Below are 20878 nucleotides of genomic sequence, written 5' to 3' on the forward strand. Positions count from 1 at the left end.
TTGGGACCGGCGCGTGCGCGCCGTTCAGCCCCGCGCCCGCTGGGTGACGGCGATGCACACGAGCACCGCCGCGGCCGTCAGCGGGGCGGCCACCGTCAGGTGCTCGCCGAGCAGCAGCACCGACCACACCAGTGTGAGCAGGGGTTGGGCCAACTGCAACTGGCTGGCCTTGGGGATGCCGATCGCCGCCATGCCCCGGTACCAGACGACCAGGCCGAGGAACTGCGAGCCGACCGCCACCCACAGCAGCCCGGCGACGCTGTGCGCGGTGAGGTGCACCGGTTCGTACGCCAGCGCGAACGCCGCCGCGGGCACGCCGATCGGCAGGCACAGCACCAGCGCCCAGGCGATGACCTGCCAGCCGGGCATGACCCGGGCCAGCCGGCCGCCCTCGGTGTAGCCGGCGGCGCACACCAACAGCGCGGCGAAGAGATACAGGTCGGCGGTGGTCACGGCGCCCCCGCTCTGCTGCACGGTGAAGGCGACCACCGCGGCCGCGCCCGCGAGGGCGGCCGCCCAGAAGGTGCGCGAGGGGCGGGTGCCCATGCGCAGGGCCGACAGCAGTGCCGTCGTCAGGGGGAGCAGACCCACCACGACGGCGGCGTGCGCGGTGGTCGACGTCCGCAGGGCGAGCGTGGTCAGCAGCGGGAAGCCGACGACGACCCCGGCGGCGACGACCGCGAGCCCCGGCCGGTCGCGGCGGCTCGGCATCGGCACCCGCAGCGCCGACAGACAGCCCGCGGCGACGAGGGCCGCGAGGACACTGCGCACGGCGACGAGGGACCAGGGCCCGAAGCCCTCGAGGCCCCACGCCGTGGCGGGGAAGGTGAGTGAGAAGGCGGCGACGCCGAGAGCGGCCTGGAGGGTGCCGAAGCTCTTGGTGGGAGCGGGGACCGCTATCCCGGTCGGTGCGATAGCGCTACTCTGTACTCTCATGCAAGAGCGTAGCAGCGTTACCGAACTGGCAGAACAGCTGCGACGAGAGCTCGACCGCTACTCTCCCGGTGGAAAGCTCCCGTCGAGCCGGGCCCTGGTCGACCGGTTCAGGGTCAGCCCGGTGACCGTCTCGCGTGCCCTCGCCCAGCTCGCCGCCGAGGGGCTGGTGGTCACCCGGCCGGGCGCGGGCGCCTTCCGGGCGGCGGCGCGCACCCGGGCCGCTCGGGCCGGAGACACCTCCTGGCAGGAGGTCGCGCTCAGCGCGGACGGCGCCGCCGACCTCGTACCCCGCTCGGTGGACGCCTCAGGCGTCCTGGCCTCGCTGGCCGCCCCGCCGCCCGGGGTGGTCGAGTTCAACGGCGGCTATCTCCACCCCTGTCTGCAGCCCGAGCGCGCGATGTCCGCGGCTCTGGCCCGCGCCGGCCGCCGCCCCGGCGCCTGGGGCCGACCGCCGACGGAGGGTCTGCCGGAACTGCGCGAGTGGTTCGCGCGGAACATCGGCGGCGCCGTCACGGCCGCGGAGGTGCTGATCACCGCGGGCGGCCAGTCGGCTCTTACGACCGCCTTGCGTGCCCTGGCCCCGCCCGGTGCGCCCGTGCTCGTCGAGTCGCCCACCTATCCGGGCATGCTGGCGATCGCGCGCTCCGCCGGCCTTCGCCCCGTCCCCGTCCCGGTCGACGCGGACGGCGTGAGACCGGCCCTGCTCGCCGACGCCTTCCGGGCGACCGACGCCCGGGTGTTCGTCTGCCAGCCGCTGTTCCAGAACCCGACCGGCGCGGTGCTGGCCCCCGAGCGCCGGGGCGAGGTGCTGCGCATCGCCCGCGAGGCCGGCGCCTTCGTCGTCGAGGACGACTTCGTACGACGGCTCGTGCACGAGGACGCCGGCCCGCTGCCGCGTCCGCTGGCCGCCGACGATCCCGACGGAGTCGTCGTCCATGTCGGCTCCCTGACCAAGGCGACCTCGCCCAGCTTCCGGGTGAGCGCGCTCGCCGCACGCGGCCCGGTGCTGGAGCGGCTCCGCGCAATCCAGATCGTCGACACCTTCTTCGTCCCCCGCCCGCTCCAGGAAGCGGCCCTGGAACTCGTCGGCTCCCCGGCCTGGCCCCGTCATCTGCGCACGATCTCGGCGGAGTTGAAGGCCCGCCGGGACGCCATGACCGCCGCCCTCCGCCTCGACCTGCCCGAACTGGCCCTCCCGAACATCCCGTCGGGCGGCTACCACCTCTGGCTCCGCCTCCCGGACGGCACGGACGAGACCGCCCTGACCGCCGCGGCCCTGCGCGCGGGCGTCGCGATCACCCCCGGCCGCCCGTACTTCAGCGCGGAACCTCCGGCGGCCCACGTCAGGTTGAGCTTCGCGGCGGTGGCCGGGGTGGGGGAGATCGCGGAAGGGGTACGGCGCCTGCGCACGGCCTGTGACGAGGTGCGGCCGGCGAAAAGCGCTCGACTCCCCCTTCCGTGACTGCCAAGGTCACGCCCATGACCGACACCCCGCCTCTCGCCGAGGGCTACGAGATCTCCACCGACCCCGACCGCATCGACGCCGGGCGGGTGCACCACTGGCTGTCGACCGACGCGTACTGGGCGATGGGCCGGCCGCGGGAGAAGCAGGACCGGGCGATCGCCGGGTCGCTCAACTTCGGGGTGTACGCGGTGGAATCGGGGGATCAGGTGGCCTATGCCCGTGTGATCACTGATCTGGCCAGTTTCGCCTGGCTGTGCGACGTGTACGTGGACCGGTCCGTGCGGGGCGAGGGGATCGGTACGGCGTTGGTCGGTGCCGTGCGCGAGCACCTGCGGCCCCACGGCCTCAAACGCATTCTGCTCGCCACCCACGACGCCCAAGGGGTGTACGAGAAGCTGGGGTTCGCGCCGCTCGCCGAGCCGGACCACTGGATGGCGCTCGTCTTCGGGCAGTGAGCCCCGGCGCACCCTGGGTAACTCCCCGGTAACGCCTCTTGACCTGCGCACTTTCGCGGCTCACGATCGCCGCATGCAACTTCGGGTCACGTTCGTCGCCGCCGCGCGCAGCTCCTCGCTGCTCGCCGAGCGGTTCGAGGACGACCGTCCGCTCGACCAGGCCGGCTGGGACGAGGTGCTGGGTGTGGCGCACGATCTGCTGCCGCTCGCGGCGGCCGAGCTGCGGTACTGCTCGCCCACTCCGCGCAGCCGTGCCACCGGCGACGCGCTCGGGTACTCACCTCTGGTCCAACTCGCGCTGCGCGACTGTGACATGGGGCGCTGGCGCGGGTTGACCCTCGGCGAGGCGATGGCCCGCGAGCCGGAGTCCGTGGACGCCTGGCTCGCCGACCCGCGGGCGACCCCGCACGGCGGCGAGTCACTGCTCGACTTCATCACCCGCGTCGGCGGCTGGCTCGACACCCGGCCCGTCGGCGACGGAGGCCGTATCGTCGCCGTCGCCGAACCCGCCGTGATCCGCGCCGCCCTGGTCTACGCGCTGAAGGCCCCGCCCTCGACCTACTGGAACATCGACGTCCGTCCCCTGTCGGCGACCACCGTGACCGGCAGGGCCGGCCGCTGGAACCTCCGCTTCGAGGGCGCCCCGGCCCAGCCTGTGCGGACGTAGCCAGGGGCTGGGCGTGGTGGGCCGCCGACCGTCGTGCGGGTGTCCGTCGAGTCGTCGGCCGCCTCGTGCCGGTGGCAGCCGGTGCTCTCGTGCGGTCAGTGGTCGGGCGTGCCGTCCGCGTGGCCGCCGGTGGGCTCGCGCGTGTAGTGGGTCGTCAGGACCAGGTCCTTCGCCGGGCCGTCGACCCGCCACACCGTGCGCCAGCGGTCCGGGTCCAGGACGCTGAACTCGCCGCGGTAGAGGTCCGCCACGCAGGGGTGGTCGGCGACATGGTGGCCGGTCGTCAGGTCCAGGTGGTGGAAGGGCCGCCCGTCGGAGAAGCGGACGTCGACCGTGCCCGGTGTCCCGCCCGGCAGGAAGCGCAGCGTCCGTTCCGCGGGGCGCGGGACGCCCTGCCAGACGAAGACGCCCGACTCCCGGGACAGCAGTCCGCCGTCCTCCAGTCGGCCGAAAGCCGTCGTACCGGAGAACTCCCCTTCGGCTCCGCTCGCCAGATCCCGCACGGTCCGCTCGGTCCGCCAGTTGCCGGCCAGATACGTCAGCGCATCCGCCACTGGCCAGAACTCGCCCATCCGTCCCTCACTTCCGACACTTTCGGTCCCGCGCGACCCGTTGACGCTCCCCGGCCCCCTCCCTATCTTGCCGTTCGAAGTGCTGATCATCGTTTCGTATTTCGAACGTCACCTTCGACAGAGAGCCGCGGAGTATTCATGTCACGCACCCGCTGGAGACTCGGTCTCGGCGCCACCGCCTTCCTGGTGGCCGCCGGTCTGGTCCCCGCCCCCGCCCATGCCGAGGACGTCACCGACTACGCGATCACCGTCGACCCGGCCGCCCGGGGCGCGAAGATCGACGACACGATGTACGGCGTCTTCTTCGAAGACATCAACCGGGCCGCCGACGGCGGTCTGTACGCCGAGCTCGTGCAGAACCGGTCCTTCGAGTACTCCACCGCCGACAACTCCTCGTACACCCCGCTGACCTCGTGGACGGTCTCCGGCGCCGGCCAGGTGCTGAACGACGCCGGACGGCTGGGCGAGCGCAACCGCAACTACCTCTCCCTGGGCGCCGGTTCGTCGGTCACCAACGCCGGATACAACACCGGCATCCACGTGGACGAGGGCAAGAGGTACGACTTCTCGGTGTGGGCCCGCGCGGACGCCGGCACGACTCTCACGGTCTCGCTGCAGGACGCCGAAGGGACGCTCGCCACCGCCCGCAAGGTGACCGTGCCGAAGAGCGGCTGGGCCCAGTACAAGGCCACCTTCACCGCGACCCGGACCAGCTCCGACGGCCGCCTCACCGTGGCCTCCTCCGCCGCGACCGCCCTCGACATGGTGTCCCTCTTCCCGCGCGACACCTACCGCGGGGAACCCAACGGGCTGCGCAAGGACCTCGCCGAGAAGATCGCCGCCCTGCGGCCGGGGTTCGTGCGCTTCCCCGGCGGCTGTCTGGTGAACACGGGGTCCATGGAGGACTACAGCGCGGCCTCCGCCTGGCAGCGCAAGCGCTCGTACCAGTGGAAGGACACCGTCGGCCCGGTCGAGCAGCGCGCGACCAACGCCAACGTCTGGGGCTACAACCAGAGTTACGGCCTCGGCTACTACGAGTACTTCCGCCTCTCCGAGGACATCGGCGCCATGCCGCTGCCCGTGGTCCCCGCCCTGGTCACCGGCTGCGGCCAGAACAAGGCCGTCGTCGACGAGGCACTGCTCAAGCGGCACATCCAGGACACCCTCGACCTCATCGAGTTCGCCAACGGCCCGGCGAGCTCCACATGGGGCAAGGTGCGGGCGAAGATGGGCCACGCCAAGCCCTTCCACCTCACCCACATCGAGGTCGGCAACGAGGAGAACCTGCCGAACGAGTTCTTCGCCCGGTTCAAGGAGTTCCGCGCCGCCATCCAGGCGAAGTACCCGGACATCCAGGTCATCTCCAACTCCGGCCCGGACGACTCGGGTACGACCTTCGACACGGCCTGGCAGCTCAACAAGGACGCCAAGGTCGACATGGTCGACGAGCACTACTACAACAGCCCGCAGTGGTTCCTGCAGAACAACGACCGCTACGACTCCTACGACCGCAGCGGCCCGAAGGTCTTCCTCGGCGAGTACGCCTCCCAGGGCAACACCTTCAAGAACGGCCTCACCGAGGCGGCGTTCATGACCGGCCTGGAGCGCAACGCCGATGTGGTCAAACTCGCCTCCTACGCCCCGCTGTTCGCCAACGAGGACTACGTCCAGTGGCGCCCGGACCTGATCTGGTTCAACAACCACGCCTCCTGGAACTCCGCCAACTACGAGGTCCAGAAGCTGTTCATGACCAACGTCGGCGACCGCGTGGTGCCCTCGACGGCCACCGGCACGCCCGCACTGCTCGCCCCGATCACCGGAGCCGTGGGCCTTTCGACGTGGGCGACGACGGCGGCGTACGACGATGTGAAGGTCACCGGCGTGGACGGGACCACCCTGCTCGCCGACGACTTCAGCGGTGACGCCTCCCAGTGGACCCGCACCGGTGGCGGCAGCTGGAGCGTCCAGGACGGGCAGTACGTGCAGACGGACGTGACCGCCGAGAACACCATGGTCTCGGCGGGTGACCCGTCCTGGCACGACTACGACCTGAAGGCGAAGGCCACCAAGAAGGCCGGCAAGGAGGGCTTCCTCGTCGCCTTCGGCGTCAAGGACACCGGCAACTACTACTGGTGGAACATCGGCGGCTGGAACAACACCCAGTCCGCCGTCGAACAGGCCGTGGACGGCGGCAAGTCGACGCTCATCTCCAAGGCCGGATCGGTCGAGACCGGCCGTACCTACGACATCGACGTCAAGGTGCGCGGCCGTCAGGTGACCCTCTACCTCGACGGACAGGAGTGGGGCAGCTTCAGCGACGACAAGCCGGCCGAGCCGTTCCGCCAGGTGGTCACCAAGGACCAGAAGACCGGTGACCTGATCGTCAAGGTGGTCAACGCCCAGAACTCGGCCGCCCGTACGGCCGTCGACCTGGGCGGCGCCAAGGTCGCCTCCCGGGCCCGGGTGACCACCCTGGCGGCCGCCCCCGACGCCGTGAACAGTGAGACGTCGACGACGGTCGCCCCGATGAGGTCCACCTTCGACGGGGTCGCCCGGAAGTTCACGTACACCTTCCCGGCGAACTCGATCACCTTCCTGAGGATCAGGCAGAGGTAGCCGACGGGTCGGCGGGCTGCTGTCCGACGGGCAGCAGCCCCCGCTCGCCGAACACCTTCTTCGCCACGGCCGTGGCGTTGAGGGCCCTGGGGAACCCGCAGTAGCCGGCCGACTGCAGCAGTGCCTCGACGATCTGCTCGGGGGTGAGGCCCACGTTGAGGGCCGTGTTGATGTGCACCTCCAGCTGCGTCTCAGAGCCGCCGAGCGCGGTGAGCATGCCCAGCGTGACCAACTGGCGGTCGCGCGGCTCCAGTTGGGGTCGTGAGTAGATCTCGCCGAACCCCCAGGCGATGACCTGGTGGCCCATCTCCGGGCTGATGTCGGCGAGCGAGTCGACGACCAGCTGCCCTACCTCGGGGTTGACGCTCCCCAGCACCTCAAGACCTCGCGCGAAACGCTCCTCGCGGGTGGTGCTCTCGCTCATGTCGGCTCCCTCCGCCCGTACGTCCCCCTCGGCCGCCGTTGGCTTCCGGGTCGTACGGAGTTCACTTCACCGCCATCGGCGGCCGGACAACCAACCGTATTCACCCCCGGTCTAAATCGGTGCAGCGACAACGCACGGGGTGAACGCCCCGGACGGGGGCTTGAATTGACCAGCAAACAGGGCGTGCGACCGACCATCCCGCCCGAACCCAGGACCGCGGACGACCACATAGGGGAGCGGCCGCCGCCCGGACCTGGGCAGGCCGCTCTGCTGGCGGTGGCGATCACCGTCGTCGTGCTCTGCGCGGCCGACGCCGTCGCCCGCAGCTATCCGTTCGGACCGCGTACCCGCAACGTCAACGACCTGGGAAACCAGTACGTGCCGTTCCACACGCACCTGTGGGACCTGCTGCACGGGCGGAGCACCGGCGGGCTCCTCGTCAACTGGCAGTCGGGATTCGGCACCAGCTTCCTGCCCGACCTCGGCACCTACCTCACCAGCCCGTTCGCCCTGCTCGTGGCGGTGTTCCCGAGGGACGAGATCGACCTCGCGGTGTACGTCATCACCGTGCTGAAGATCGCGTGCGCCGGTGCCGCCATGGCCTGGCTGCTGCTGAGACTGCGTCCCGGGCGCTGGTGGGCGGCAGGTCTGCTGGGCGCGTCCTACGCCCTGTGCGGATGGACCGTGGCGACCGCCTCGTACAACCTCATGTGGCTCGACGGGCTGATCGCCCTGCCGCTGCTGTGTCTGGTCGGGGAGTGGATCCTGAGCGGCAGGCGCCCGCTCGTCGGGGTGCTGGTCGTGACGGCCGTCTGGATCGCCAACTTCTACACGGCGTACATGGCCACCCTCGCCGCCGCTCTCGTGTTCCTGCTGCGGCTGTGGCTGGCCGACCTGCCCCGCCGCCGCAGGCTCACCGCCGCGGGCCGGGCCGCCCTGACCTTCGCGCTCGGCATGGGCCTGGCCGCGCCCCTGGTGACGGTCGTGTACTTCGGCAGCGCGCACGCCTCAGAGGGCCGGTTCACCCGGTTCGCTCCGGTGGGCGCGCAGGACCTGCTGGCCCGGCTGCTGCCGACGACGTACAGCTTCGGCTCCCCGGCCCTCTTCGTCGGCACCACGGCCCTGCTGCTCGCCCTCGCCCTGCCCTTCCACCGTGCGGCACCCCGCCGCGTGCGCGCGGGGTGGACCCTGCTGGTGCTCGTCGTGACCCTGTCCATGCAGTGGGGTCCGACCCATCTGCTCTGGCACGCCTTCGCCGAACCGCAGGGCAGTTCGTACCGCCAGACCTTCGTGGTGTGCGCGCTGCTGGTGATCGCCGCCTGGCACACGCTCTCCTACGGGCCCCTCGACCGGCGGGCCCTGGGCGCGGCGGCCGGACTGCTCGCGCTGATCGCGGTGGTGGCGAGCGGCAGTCAGCTGGTCCGTTCCTTCGCCTGGCCGGTGTTCCTGATGGCGGCCCTGGGCGCGCTGCTCGGCCTGATCCTGCTCGGCCGCGAGCGACCCGTGCTGCGCATGGCCCCGGTGGCGCTCGCCGCCGTACTGCTCGTCGGGGCGCAGCTGGGCGAGGCCACCGCCACCGACGCCGTGGCCACCCGGATGCGGTTCGGGCACATGGACGACTACGCCCCCTGGGGCACCCGGCAGCAGGACCAGGCCGACGCCGTCGAGCAGGCCGACGGCTGGCCCCGCTACCGCACCGACCCGGGCCGGGAACAGACCGTCGGCAACGACCCGCTGGAGGTCGGCGGGCAGGGCGCGCAGTACTACAGCAGCCACACCTCCGCCGTGCTCAGCAGCACGCTCACCGCCCTCGGCGGCGGCTGGACCTCCGGCGGCCGCAGCCTCCAGAGCCTGGACAACGCCGTGACGGACGTCCTCTTCTCCGTCGGCGCCCGGGTGCACTCCCCGCCGGACCCGCATCAGAACTGGTTCCCGCAGGACGGCACCGGGGAGACCGTGACCCGCGAGGACGTCCCGCCCCTGGTGACGGTAAGGCCGTCCGCCGCGACCGGTGCCTTCGGGCCGTCGCCGTACCGCAACCAGGAGCTGCTGCTGGGCGCCCGCGTCTACACCCTGCCCCGCATCACCGTCCTCAACGGCGCCGGGAAGCGGCCGGTCCGCAGCGCCGACGAACGGCACGGGGTGCGCATAGGCGCCAGGGCGACGATCACCGCGCGGTGCCGGGCGGGCAGCGAGGTGTACCTCTGGGCGCCGTACTTCGCGGGCACCGCGCGGCTGGCCGGGCCCTCCGCGCACGGCCTGACCGGACGGTTCCGGGCAGACTGGCGGCCCCTCACCAAGATCGCCGCCATGCAGCGCCTCGGCACGGTCCCGGACTCCGGGCGGCTCACGATCGAGCTGACCGCGAACCGGCTGGGCGTCGTGCCGGACCAGGCGGTCGGCTGCCTGGACACCGGCCGCCTGCACACCGTCGTACGACAGCTCAAGGCCACCGGCGCCACCAAGGTGACCGTCTCCGGCTCCGGCGGCACGATCAGGGCCCAGCTCCCGGCGGGCAGCAAGGGCGTCGCCGTCGTGGCCGCGCCCCGGATCGCCGGCTGGCGCTGCGCCGCAGGTGACGCGGCCGCCGTACCCGCGAAGCAGTACCACGGGCTGATCGCCGTGCCGCTCGACGGCACCTCGACGAGTGTGACCTGCAGCTTCCGTCCGCCCGGTCTGCGGCTGGGGACGGCGGTCGGGGGCGGTGCGCTCCTCGCTCTCGCCGGGCTCGGGGTGTTCGCAGCTCTGCGTCGGTCCGACCGAGCGTTTCAGGCGGCGAAACCGGGGCGTTCCCGGCGGTAGGGGTCACGGGACCGTCCGGACCATGGCAGCGGACCAGGCACCGTGAGATCGTCCGCAGGTGACCAACGCTGCTGGTGGGGAAAGAACTTCGGGACGGCCGGACGACCGCGCCGCGTCCGGCCTGCGCTTCGCGACGGAACTCGTCGCGTGGGTGGCCACCCCCTGGGCCCTGGCCGGCCATTCATGGCTGCTCGCCGCCCTGTCCGTGGTGGCCCTGATCGGCCTTCCGACCCTCTTCTCCACTCCGGGGGACAAGGCCAACGTGATCATCGCGGTGCCGGGCCGGATCACGATCCTGCTGGTGCTGCTCCAGCTTGCCGCGGCCGTGGTCTCCTCCTGGCTGGCCTGGCCCGCCTGGGCGGCCGTCTCGGTGACCCTGCTGGCCGCCGCCACCCTCGTCACGGAGCGCCGGCGCTGGCGCCGGCTGATCATCCGCGATCGATCCGCCCGATGAGGCGCTCCCCCGTCAATTGAAGGGCATTGCCGTGCCCTTCACAGACTGCATCTCCCGGCGGCGAGTGCCGTGATCGCGCACTCCGCGGCGTGCTGTGCCGCGAGCGCGGAGGGGAAGGGCCCGCAGCCGTGGGAGGCACGGCCGACCGGTCCGTTCGTGATCCGCCACTGCCAGGCGGTGCTCGCGGCAGGGGCCGAAGGGTGGTGCCAGACGGGCTGTGCGGCGGAGGGTGCGTTCTCCGCCTGCTGGACGACCACGTCGTGGACCACTCCGCCGATCAGGGCCGAGGCGCGCCCTGCGTCGTCGTGGGTGGTCCAGTGGAGGGGAGTCGGGGTGGACTCCGACACTTCCAGGAGGACGTCGGTGAGGTCGGCCAGAGTCCGGTACAGCGCGGCACGAACCGCGTCGGTGTGCTGACGGCCCCACCGGCATGGGGTCCGTTCGGCGAGTTCGTCCACGATGGCCTGCGCGGCGAGTTCGTCGAGAGGGTCGGGCTGTGCGAGGCGTTCCCGCGCCAGGGTCGCGGTGGCGCCCCATGCGAGGTCGTCGCGGGTCATGCCGGTGTCGCGGGCCAGCGTCCAGAGGTCCGCCGGCCCCAGGTCGTCGACCGTGTGCTGGATGCATCGGGCGCCCGCGTCGGCCGCGGGCGGTACGTCGGCGTTCAGGAGGCCGGCGCGTACCTCGGTGGCCGCTGTCACGTCGCCCGGTTGCAGCGCGCCCGGCGGCAGCGCGGCCGCTGTGCGGAGCACGCGCTCGTGGACGCGCCGTGCCGCATGAGCGCCTGGGGGCGGCGAGGGGCTTCCTGACAGCGAGCACAGGGCGTCCAGCAGGTCCGTCGGCACAACTTTCAAGTTGATGCACGCCTTCGACAGACGGCCGTCCATCCTGACCTCCCCCTTTCCGCTCTCCGGGATGGCGGGCTGGTCCGGCGCGGTTCCCCTTGAACCGCGCCGGACCAGCCTCGTTCTGTGGCTGTGTCAGTCGTCCAGCACGGCCAGGGCGTCGATCTCCACGAGGAGTCCCGGCGGGAGCTGCATGTAGACGGTGGTGCGGGCGGGGAAGGGCTCGCCGACGGCCGCGGCATACGCCTCGTTGAGCTCGGGCAGGTGGGCGGGGTCGGTGAGGTAGACGCGGAGCATGACGACGTCCTCCAGGCCCGCGCCGGCCGCCTTGAGCACGGCGGTGACATTGCGCAGGACCTGTGCGGTCTGCTCGGCGACGGTGGTGCCGACGACCGCGCCGGTGTCGGGGTCGAAGGGGAGCTGTCCGGAGACCTGCAGGACGGGGCCCTTGCGGATGCCCTGGGACAGCGGGGCCGGGAGAGCGGGGGCGTTCTCGGTGGTGATGACGGTTCTGGTCATGGTGTTCCTTGAAGCGGTGGTGATCACTGAAGGGGGTGGGAGGCAGACACCTACGGCGTTAGCTCCAGGCCTGGCGCTCCCGGCTGCGGGGGTCGTCGATCTGGGTCCACTCGGCGTCGATGTGCATCGTGGCCCTGCGCTCGGTGTCGTAGGGGTCCCAGCCGGGGTCGCCGGTGGAGGCGAACCGGATCCAGGTCTCGTGCACGCGGTCCGCGAGATCCGCGGGGGGCTTGTCGGGGCCGAGCAGGGCGCCGGGGCCGATCAGCTCGGGCCGGTCCGCGAGGTCGAAGACGAAGGGCAGCTCGACCGCGTGGGTGGCGCCGAGCTCTCCGTCCAGGGCCCGGGAGCGCCAGGCGAACTCGTACGCGTAGGTGGCGGACTCCGGATGGGCGGCATGGGCGCCGGCCAGAGCGCGACTGCCCGCGCCGAACAGGGCGTCGGCCATGATGGCGGACCGCAGTTCCGCGTAGGAGGCCTCGGGGCGGGACTTGCGGTAGGTCTCGACGAGCCGCGCCGGATCCGGGTGCGAGCGCGCCGCCGCCTCGTCGACGTCGGCTGCGGTCGAGGTGGCGTACTTGCCCACCGGCACCAGGTAGAGGTTGCCCTCCTCGGTGTTGGTGCCGACGAGCAGGTCGACGTCGGCGGCGAGGCCGGCGGCGACGGATGCGGCGGGCTGAGTGTCGAGGACGAGGCTGAAGGGGCTGAGGCCGATCAGCGGGTCGCCGTGGGTCTCGGTCCGCAGGTCGATGCCCGCGAGCTGGGAGGCGGCCTCGACCAGGCGCTCGTCGGAGATGTCCGCGAAGGCGTCGACGTGGGGTTCGATGCTCAGGGCCGCGGCGGCCGCGGCGGTGACGCGGGCGGCCTGCTCAGTGCTGAACGCGCCCAGGCCGCTGCCGCTCTGCACGATCGCCCTGCGGAACAGACCCGTGGCCTCCGCGGTGGCGAGGACGCCGCCCACGATGGTCGCCCCGGCCGACTGGCCGAAGAGCGTGACGTTGTCCGGGTCACCGCCGAACCCGGCGATGTTCTCCCGCACCCAGCGCAGCGCGGCGACGACGTCGAGCAGACCGCGGTTGGCGGGGGCCCCGGGCAGGTCCAGGAACCCGGCGATGCCGAGCCGGTAGTTGAGCGTGACGAGGACGACGCCGTCGCGGGCGAAGGCGGAACCGTCGTACATCGCGGACCGCGTCGATCCGGCGACGAATCCGCCGCCGTGCACGAACACCATGACCGGCAGGTCGCTCTGCGCGACGGCGGGCGTCCACACGTTGACGGTGAGGTAGTCCTCGCCCCGGCTCCAGCCGGTGCCGAAGTAGGGGGCCATGTCGATGCTGCCGAGCTTGCGCTCGGACTGCGGGGCGTTGGGTCCGGGGACCGTGGCGTCCCGTACGCCGTCCCACGGCTCATGCGGCTCGGGCGGCGCGAAGCGGCCGGCGCCCAGGGGCGGGGCGGCATAGGGGATGTTCAGGAAGGCGGCGGTGCCGTCCTCCTGGCGCAGACCGCGCACGGCTCCCTGCGCGGTGGTCACGACGGGTTCGGGGTGGTGGTTCATCTCTGGTGCCTCTCCGCGGGCTTCAGCCCTGCTCGGTGTACGGGGTGAAGGGCGCCCAGCCCTTGATGGCGAAGGTGCTTCCCTCGCGTACGACTTCGGTGGCGCCGTGCCCGCCCAGGTGCGCGGGGATCACGAGCGCGTTGTTGTCGGCGGCCCAGCCCAGCACCTTGCGGCGGGTGGCGCGGGCGCCGGCGGGGTCCTCGCAGAAGCAGCTGTTGGCGTCGGGCTCCAGGATCTGCACCGGGCTGTGCAGCATGTCGCCGACGAACACCGCGCGGTCCGCGCCGGAGGTGAGAGTCAGCACGGAGGAGCCGGGCGTGTGGCCGGGAGCCGTGTCCAGGCGCAGGTTCGCGTCGATCTGGTGGCTGTTCTCCCACAGCTGCGTCAGGCCGGCCTGGTGGACCGGGGCCACGCTGTCCTCGAAGACGTTCTGGTTGCCGCGGCCGAGCAGCGGCTGGTGGCCGTTCTCGGGGTTCCAGAAGTCGAAGTCGTCCTTCGGCATCAGGTAGGTGGCGTTGGGGAAGGTGGGCACCCAGCTCCGGCCGTCCAGGTAGGTGTTCCAGCCGACGTGATCGATGTGGAGATGGGTGTTGATCACGATGTCCACGTCCTCCGGTTGGACACCGGCCCGGGCGAGGTTGGCCAGGAAGTCCGTTTCGCGGTGGCTCCAGACCGGGGCGTAGGGACGCTCCTTGTGGTTGCCCACGCCGGTGTCGACCAGGATCGTCCTGCCCTCGCTGCGCAGCAGCCAGGTCTGGATCGCGGAATTGACGATGTTGGTCTCGGAATCCAGGAAATGCGGGGCCAGCCAGTCGGTGCCGCTCTCCCAGACTTCCTTCGAGCTTTCCGGGAAGAAGGCGTCGGGCGTCATTTCGACGGAACCGTAGTATTCCCATACGCGGGTGATGGAGACATTGCCGAGGGTGATCTGTTCCATGGGATTTCCTTGGAATTCGGGGGATTTACTCAACCGTACGAGCGGCCCCGGTGGGCACGGTATCCGTCACGTGACTGCACCTGTGTGCACAGCTCTGAGGAAGGGTCTTTCCCTAGCCACTTCCGGGCAGCTCGTGACCGCAGAGCGGTCGCCATGTGCCCGTTGAAGAGGCTTCTGCCGGGGTGCCGGCCAGCGGTCACCGCCTTCTCACCGTTTTCACCTTGGCTTTGGGCGACGAGGCCGAGCGGATGTGCACATTCACCGGGGACATCAGGGACAAGGGTCTACGGCCTGGAACAGCTCGGCACCGACGACTACCTCGCCAAACCCTTCGACTTCGCCGAACTCGTCGCCCGGGTCGGAGCGTTGAGCCGCCGCACCCCGAACCGCCACCGGTCGTCCTGAGTTGGGCGGCATCGTCCTGGACCGTGCCAGGCACGAGGTCAGGGTTGACGGCACGAAGACCCGCCCGAGACAGGGCGGCGGACTCACCGTCACGGTCACGGTCGCCGGCGCCTGACCGCCACTTGGTCCATCCGGCTAGGCGCGTTCGCACCGGTCGGTGAGGACGGCGCAGCTTACTGCGGCAGCCTGGGCCGGGCCGTGCGGCAACGGGATGTCCACTCTCTCGGAGGGGACCACGGTGGTGCGGTCGGGGTCCGAGGCGAGTGGGTCCAAGGCTCGTACGAGCGCGGTCAGGGCCGTGTCGAGGCGATCGATGTGCAGCAGCAGGCGGTGCTCCGGCGACGGCCAGTTGCGGCTCACGCGTTGCTCCTCCGAAAGCCGGGACAGCGCCCTGACAGCCGTGGGGCGTGCCATGTGGGAGGCGGCGCCCGGTCCATGACCGGCAACGCGGATCAGGTGGGTCACGGTCTGGTGCGCGCGTTCGGCCGCGGCGGTGAGGCCGGTGGCGCACTCCGGGACGTGGCCCGCCGGCAGACGTTCGGCCGTGGCGGCCAGGCTCCGTGCGTGGTACGCGCCGGCTTCAAGGAGTTCCAGCAGGTGGCGGACGTGGTGACGGCGGCGGCGCTGCGGAGTGAGCGGATGGGTGAGGGGCAGGCAGGCCTTGCGGAAGGATTCCAGTGCCTGGTCGAGGTCGTGTGCCGCGCGGACCCAGCTCGTCGGGGCTTCCGTGTTCGTGCTTCCTGCCGCGACGGTCCGAAGGAGGCGGTCGAGGACGCGCAGGAAGCCGACCAGTTCCTCGTCACTGGCCCGGCGGACCGTGGTGGGAAGCACGAGGACGGCCGCAAGGACCCCGCAGGACACTCCCAGCGCGGTCTCCTGGACACGCAGGAGCAGCATGTGCGTCGAGAAGGTGTCCATCAGCGCGAGCAGCATGCCGAGCGTGCCGGTGATGAAGAACGTCACGGCCCAGTAGGCGTGCGACGGGGTGTAGAACATCCCGAACATGCACAGCAGGAGCAGGACCAGGAGGACGGGGCCGTCTCCGCCGACCAGGGCGGCAAGGCCGTAGCCGAACACCACGCCGAGGACCGTGCCCGCCAGCCGCCTCAGGCTCTGCAGCAGTACCTCGCCGGTGCTCTCGTTCTTGATGAACACGACCCATGCGGCCGCGACGGCCCAGTACCACAGGTGCGGCGACAGGAGATGGCCGCCCGCGATGGCGAGGGCCGAGGCAGCCGTCACCTGAAACGCCTGGCGGGTGGCTCCCCGCTTCAGGCTTTCGGTGTCCGTGTCCCTGTCCCTGCGGGGCAGCGTCCAGGAGGTGGGTGAGGCGTGCTTGCGTGGAGGTCTCCGGCGTCCTGCCGGGCGGTCGCGTGGGCCGAGAACCCGTAGGGCTTCGGCGAGTTCGTCGACCGCGGGGAAGCAGTCCAGCACGAGTGCGGAGCCGGTCGGCCGGTTCGCCGGGCCGCCTTCGTACCCCTGTGCGCACCGCTCGGCTGCGCAAGCGGTTCCCACGATGGGCTGGTGCCGGAGAGTCCGGATCCGCTGGGCGAGCCGCTGTCGCGCCGTCCGTTCCGCCGGATCGTTGCGTGCCGCCGGCGTGCGCATCGCGCGGACCGCCAGTACGGTCAGGCGCTGCGCGGCCACCTCCACCCGGCTGAGGTGCGGCAGCAGGGCCTCGGTGTCCTCGTCGGCGGCGTGTTCGTCGAGAAAGTCCTCGATCAGCAGTACAGACGCGTGCAGTGTGTCGAGGCGGTCCTGCAGCGATCGGCTCCGGGTGTCGATGTCCTGTCCGGTGGCGACCATCGCGGCCGTGTCCCGCAGGACGTCGTGCAGACGCACGTCGAATGTGTGCCGCAGCCGCCTCAGGGCTTCGGACGCCGTGATGGGGCCGACGCAGTACCAGACGGCCGTGACGGCCGCGAACGCCACGAGTACCGATGCCCCGAGCTGCGGAAGGCGGTCTGCCCGGGCCTGGGTGAACTGAGACAGCAGGAAGGCCATGAAAGCGAAGATCCCCAGGCCCAGCCCGCGCGGGCCGAACCGGCGGGCTCGAACGGCGAGGTGGATCACCACCAGGAACACCAGCTCGGCTGCTGTCGGGTACGGCGTCAGCGCGGCTCCGGCGGACAGCGACGCGAGGGAGAGCGGAACGCCGAGTGCGAGAGTGATGAGCTGGTTGCGCGGGCGCAGGTCGCTGATGGCCAGTGAAGTCGTCATCGCGGTGAAGCCGCCGACCACCAGCGCCGTCTCCGGCGCTCGCAGCGCTGTCAGCACGGCAAGGGTCGCTGTGGTGCCGAGTACGGCGCGCATCGCGGAGGTCAGACGCATGAGCCCGGGGTCGAAGGCGGCGAAGCGGTCCCACAGCGATGTCGTTGTCCTTGCCACCATGGGGATCTCCGGAGGTCCTTTCGCGTGTGCACGGCCGTGCCGAAGCCTTCGGGTTCTGGCCGGCCACCGCCCGCGTGACCAGTCTCGGCATGCGGGGTTCCGTCCGGTATGCGTCAGGTGACTGCTTCCGGTGGTTCTGCAGCACGTGGGCGTCCATTGCCGGCGTCGGCGACCGTGCAGCGCTTACAGGCCTGCACCCGTCGACGATGGCTCACGGGTCCAAGGGGGTACGCAGTGCACGGACTTGGGGCGGACAGCCGCCAGGCGCCCGGAAGGTCACGCGACATTCGACGCTCGCTTCACGATTCTGTGGCCGGACGAAAAGCCGGGGGTATGCGTCACGTGGCTGCATCGGTGCTGGTCGGCCGAGAGTGGGGCGTTTGCGCCTGCCGACTGTTTGTCCCGCCGCGGCGATGCTGAGACCGGCCGACGGCGCGGAGACGTACGGCTCGAGGCGTGCGGAGGTCTGCAGGCGCCTCGCCACGATGTCCGCGCGGCGCGCAACTCCGCGGTCGAAACCAGGCGGCCTCGGGGAGAACCCCACCGCGTGCTTCTGACCGGCTACGAGGCCGCTCCCGTAGGCGCTGCCGCGGTTCTGCCACGCTACTATCTGGGCTATCTCAATTCCTGGAGCATCCGTGGAAAACGATGGAAAGGCTCGTGGCGACCAGCGCTCGACGCGGAATTCCGGTCCGGCACTGGTCGGCCGGGAAACCGAGACCGCAGAAATAGTCCGGCGGGTCGGCGCCGATCGGTCGCACAGCGATGTATTGATCCTCACGGGTGACCCCGGCGCCGGAAAGAGCACACTCATCGGCATCGCGGCCGACAGCGCACGGAGTGCGGGTGGCCGGGTGCTGCGAGCCGTGGGCAGCGAATCCGAGGCCCACCTTGGATTCGCGGGTCTTCATCAGCTGCTGCGCCCGGTACTCGGTGAGACCGAGGGTCTGCCGTCGCGGCAGCGCGCCGCGCTCCGCGCGGTCCTGGGGCTCGAGGAGTGCGCGGAGACTCCCGACGCGATGGTCGTGGGTCTGGCGGTTCTTACCTTGTTGTCGGACCTGGCGGACACCGCCCCGCTGCTGGTGGTGGTCGACGACGCGCACTGGATCGACCGAGGATCCCTGGACGCTCTCTCCTTCGTGGCGCGGCGCATGGACAGCGAGCCCGTCACGCTGCTGCTCGGAGTCCGCACCGCGGCCACGCTGCCGGGTTTCGACAAGGGGTACGAGCGCCTCGAACTCGGCCCGCTGGACAGTGCGGCGGCGAACCGGCTGCTCGACCGGCAGCCCACGCCGCCCACCGGCCGAACTCGGGTGCGGATCCTCGAGGAAGCGGCAGGCAACCCGCTGGCCCTGGTGGAACTCGCCCACGCCACCGCGGTCCGCAACCCCGAGGGCAGCAGTGTGGAAGGCCCGCTGCCGGTCACCGACCGACTGGAGCGGATCTTCGCAGGGCACGCGGCCAACCTGCCGGAACCGACCCGCCGCGTCCTGCTGCTGCTCGCGGCCGCCGACGCGGCGGACGCGCAGGCAGCCGCCATGGGGCTGGCCGAGGCGGACGACAAGGCATGGGACCCCGCGGACCGGGCCGGTCTCGTACGCCAGGACGGAACAGCGATCGTTTTCCGCCACCCGCTCGTCCGCTCCGCCGTCTACCATGCCGCGACTTTCGAGGAACGCCGCCAAGCGCACCTGGCTCTCGCGGAACTGCTGCGCGAGGAGCCCGACCGCCGCGCTTGGCATCTGGCCGCCGCGACCGTACGCCCCGACCAGGACGTATCGGCCGCCTTGCAGCAGACGGCCGACCGGGCCCGGCGCCGGGGCGGCTTCGCGGCCGCCGCCGCGGCCCAGGAGCGCGCCGCGGAACTCAGCCCGCACCGCGAGGACCGGGCGCGGCTGCTGGCCGAAGCCGCTGCCAGCGCCGTCTTCACCGGTCAGCTCGGCTGGGTGGAGCACCTGGCCGCCGCAGTCCGCGAGTGCACCGACGACCCGGCACTGCTGGGCAAAGCCGCGCTGGCCACCGGCCGGCTCATGTCTCTTGGCCCCCGTCACACAGCAGCCTTCGCGCTGCTCATGCGCGTCGCCGACGAGGCGGCGAACGCCCGGTCACCCCTCGTACTCGACGCACTGGCCGCAGCAGCGGTGGTCCGCTACTACTCGGGCGCGGAGTCCCAGCAGCGACAGATCCAGAGCCTGCTCTCCGGCATGCCCGACGATGCCGCCGGAGCGGCGCTGCACGCATGGGTCATGGCCGTCTCCGACCCCGGCGGCGCGGGAGCGTCCCTCGCGCCGGTGCTGCCCGAGCTCATCGCCGAGGCCAAGAGTGACGCCCAGCGCCTGACCGCGCTGGCCATCGTCGCCTGGCTGCTCGACCAGACCGCCCTCGCCGCCAGGACCTTCGACGAGGCGTTCGGCCAGTGGCAGGCCCACGGCCCGCTCCCGGACGGACTGGGATGCGCGGTCGGCTGGACCCGCCTGGAGCAGGGCAGATGGGTCGAGGCCCGCTCGGTGGCCGCCGACATCGCAGCCATGGCATCGGCCGCCGGACTCGACCACGCCGAGGCGTGTGCTCAGGCACTCGACGCCACGGTGGTCGCCCTGCTCGGCGACCCGGCCGCCGCACGCCGACACGCCGAGCGAGCCCTGTCTCTCGTCGACCCGCTGGAGAGCCGCTCCGTCGCGGTCTTCGCCCGCCGGGCCCTGGGCATGGCGGCCGTGGCCGAGGGCGACTACGACATCGCATACACACAGTTCCGCTCCGCGTTCACCGACGACGGCGATCCGGTGCACTACCACGTCTCCTACACCGTCCTGGCCGAACTCGCGGCTGCGGCCGTCCGCCGAGGACGGCAGGAGGACGCCGCACAGCTACTGGAACGCTCGGCACGGCACCTCGGTACGGGCATGTCCGCCCGGGTGGCCACGCTGATCGACCGCGGCCGCGCCCTGCTGGCGGATCCCGAACACGCGGAGCCGTTCTTCCAGGCCGCGCTCGCACAGCCCGCGGGTGAGCAGTGGCCGTTCGAACGGGCGCAGACCCGGCTCGACTACGGGGAATGGCTCCGGCGCCGGCGCCGTATCGCCGAGGCCCGGCCCATGCTGAGCGCCGCCCTGGAAACCTTCCAGCGCCTCGGCGCGCGGCCGTGGGTAGAGCGGGCACAGGCAGAACTGCGCGCCGCCGGCATCGAGGCCACCGACGTCGTGCCCAGTGCCTTCACCGAACTCAGCCCCCAGCAGCAGCAGATCGTCGTCCTGGCCGCCCGCGGCCTGACGAACCGCGAGATCGGTGAAAAGCTGTTCCTCTCACCGCGCACGGTCGGCTCCCACCTCTACCGGGTCTTCCCCAAGCTGGGCATCACCGCACGCTCGCAACTCCGCGACGTACTCGAAGGCACCCTGTCGGACACCGGCGTCCAGAGCTGACAGCCGAATCCGCCGCGGATCCACGCTGACGCGCGTGCCGCCTGCCGGGCGTCTCCCGACACGGCGACGGCCGGCGCCGTACAGTCGACTGACAGATACCGCGACCGGATCCCGCGTGACAGATTCATGGAGCGCGACGACGAGAGACCGCACACTCGTCGAATCGCACAAGGGATTCACCCGGGCGCCCCACCCCTGCGCCCGTGCCCTTGGGGGGCGTGGGAGCCGTCCAGCCCTGGCCTGCCTTTCACGCCCCCGGACCTGCACCGCGACCGTGTCGAGAACGCCCGCCACCGGCCCTCTGGGGCAGGCGGATCCGTCGGTTGCTGACCGCTTGGACTCGTTGTGGCTGCTCACCGGTGGGCTGTTCGCGCAGCACCTCGACGGCGGGAGTGACTATGCACGCGGTTGCATAAACG

At 71.5% G+C, this 20878-nt stretch carries 15 protein-coding genes; 7 read left to right on the forward strand and 8 right to left on the reverse strand.

The features are described 5' to 3' along the window. Nucleotides 1–24 precede the first annotated feature (24 nt). A complete protein-coding gene (locus tag BFN33_RS19505) occupies nucleotides 25–936 on the reverse strand; it encodes a DMT family transporter (protein ID WP_069761364.1) in 912 nt (303 codons plus the stop codon). Here BFN33_RS19505 and BFN33_RS19510 point away from each other — a divergent pair. The 3 genes from BFN33_RS19510 to BFN33_RS19520 all read left to right on the forward strand — a co-directional run bounded on the left by BFN33_RS19510 (nucleotide 935) and on the right by BFN33_RS19520 (nucleotide 3523). After that, complete coding sequence (locus BFN33_RS19510; RefSeq protein ID WP_069761365.1) at nucleotides 935–2398, forward strand: PLP-dependent aminotransferase family protein; 1464 nt, start codon at nucleotides 935–937, stop codon at nucleotides 2396–2398. The two genes, BFN33_RS19505 and BFN33_RS19510, sit on opposite strands and share 2 nt — an antisense overlap. A gap of 17 nt (nucleotides 2399–2415) precedes the next feature. Then, nucleotides 2416–2856, forward strand: coding sequence for a GNAT family N-acetyltransferase (locus tag BFN33_RS19515; protein ID WP_069761366.1), 441 nt, complete (start codon nucleotides 2416–2418; stop codon nucleotides 2854–2856). A 73-nt stretch (nucleotides 2857–2929) separates the two neighbouring features. Next, nucleotides 2930–3523: a histidine phosphatase family protein gene (locus BFN33_RS19520; RefSeq protein WP_069761367.1), complete on the forward strand. Its 594-nt coding sequence runs from the start codon at nucleotides 2930–2932 to the stop codon at nucleotides 3521–3523. Nucleotides 3524–3618: 95 nt separating this feature from the next. Here the strand turns inward: BFN33_RS19520 and BFN33_RS19525 are convergent, their stop codons facing one another. Beyond that, nucleotides 3619–4095: a DUF6314 family protein gene (locus BFN33_RS19525; protein WP_069761368.1), complete on the reverse strand. Its 477-nt coding sequence runs from the start codon at nucleotides 4093–4095 to the stop codon at nucleotides 3619–3621. Between the two features lie 138 nt (nucleotides 4096–4233). Between BFN33_RS19525 and BFN33_RS19530 the strand changes: the two genes are divergently transcribed. Continuing rightward, the gene (locus BFN33_RS19530) at nucleotides 4234–6711 is read left to right on the forward strand and encodes an alpha-L-arabinofuranosidase C-terminal domain-containing protein (protein ID WP_069761369.1); all 2478 of its coding nucleotides are present in this window, start codon (nucleotides 4234–4236) and stop codon (nucleotides 6709–6711) included. On the opposite strand, the gene BFN33_RS19535 is transcribed toward BFN33_RS19530, so the two are convergent. Beyond that, entirely contained in the window at nucleotides 6698–7135 is a 438-nt protein-coding gene (locus BFN33_RS19535; RefSeq protein ID WP_069761370.1) for a carboxymuconolactone decarboxylase family protein, read from the reverse strand. The genes BFN33_RS19530 and BFN33_RS19535 overlap by 14 nt on opposite strands. Nucleotides 7136–7318: 183 nt before the next feature. Here BFN33_RS19535 and BFN33_RS19540 point away from each other — a divergent pair, with 183 nt between their 5' ends. Both BFN33_RS19540 and BFN33_RS53185 read left to right on the forward strand, forming a co-directional pair. After that, entirely contained in the window at nucleotides 7319–9937 is a 2619-nt protein-coding gene (locus BFN33_RS19540; protein ID WP_069761870.1) for a YfhO family protein, read from the forward strand. 58 nt (nucleotides 9938–9995) lie between these two features. Then, the gene (locus BFN33_RS53185; RefSeq protein ID WP_069761371.1) at nucleotides 9996–10391 is read left to right on the forward strand and encodes a hypothetical protein; all 396 of its coding nucleotides are present in this window, start codon (nucleotides 9996–9998) and stop codon (nucleotides 10389–10391) included. Nucleotides 10392–10429: 38 nt separating this feature from the next. Here BFN33_RS53185 and BFN33_RS53190 read toward each other — a convergent pair whose 3' ends face one another. The 5 genes from BFN33_RS53190 to BFN33_RS19570 all read right to left on the reverse strand — a co-directional run bounded on the left by BFN33_RS53190 (nucleotide 10430) and on the right by BFN33_RS19570 (nucleotide 17037). Next, nucleotides 10430–11233 carry a hypothetical protein gene (locus BFN33_RS53190; RefSeq protein WP_176742421.1) on the reverse strand — a complete coding sequence of 268 codons (804 nt, stop codon included), beginning with the start codon at nucleotides 11231–11233 and terminating at the stop codon, nucleotides 10430–10432. 135 nt (nucleotides 11234–11368) lie between these two features. Beyond that, on the reverse strand, nucleotides 11369–11752 hold the full coding sequence (locus tag BFN33_RS19555; RefSeq protein WP_069761372.1) for a RidA family protein: 384 nt from the start codon (nucleotides 11750–11752) through the stop codon (nucleotides 11369–11371). A 58-nt stretch (nucleotides 11753–11810) separates the two neighbouring features. Beyond that, entirely contained in the window at nucleotides 11811–13304 is a 1494-nt protein-coding gene (locus BFN33_RS19560; protein ID WP_069761373.1) for a carboxylesterase/lipase family protein, read from the reverse strand. Nucleotides 13305–13326: 22 nt separating this feature from the next. Next, the gene (locus BFN33_RS19565; RefSeq protein ID WP_069761374.1) at nucleotides 13327–14241 is read right to left on the reverse strand and encodes an MBL fold metallo-hydrolase; all 915 of its coding nucleotides are present in this window, start codon (nucleotides 14239–14241) and stop codon (nucleotides 13327–13329) included. Nucleotides 14242–14781: 540 nt separating this feature from the next. After that, nucleotides 14782–17037, reverse strand: coding sequence for an FUSC family protein (locus BFN33_RS19570; RefSeq protein WP_069761375.1), 2256 nt, complete (start codon nucleotides 17035–17037; stop codon nucleotides 14782–14784). A 638-nt stretch (nucleotides 17038–17675) separates the two neighbouring features. On the opposite strand from BFN33_RS19570, the gene BFN33_RS19575 reads away from it, so the two are divergent. Then, nucleotides 17676–20459 (forward strand): LuxR family transcriptional regulator, encoded by a 2784-nt coding sequence (locus BFN33_RS19575; protein ID WP_069761376.1) that lies wholly within the window; start codon nucleotides 17676–17678, stop codon nucleotides 20457–20459. Nucleotides 20460–20878: the final 419 nt, after the last annotated feature.

This window comes from Streptomyces sp. LUP47B, from assembly GCF_001746295.1.
GTDB lineage: Bacteria > Actinomycetota > Actinomycetes > Streptomycetales > Streptomycetaceae > Streptomyces.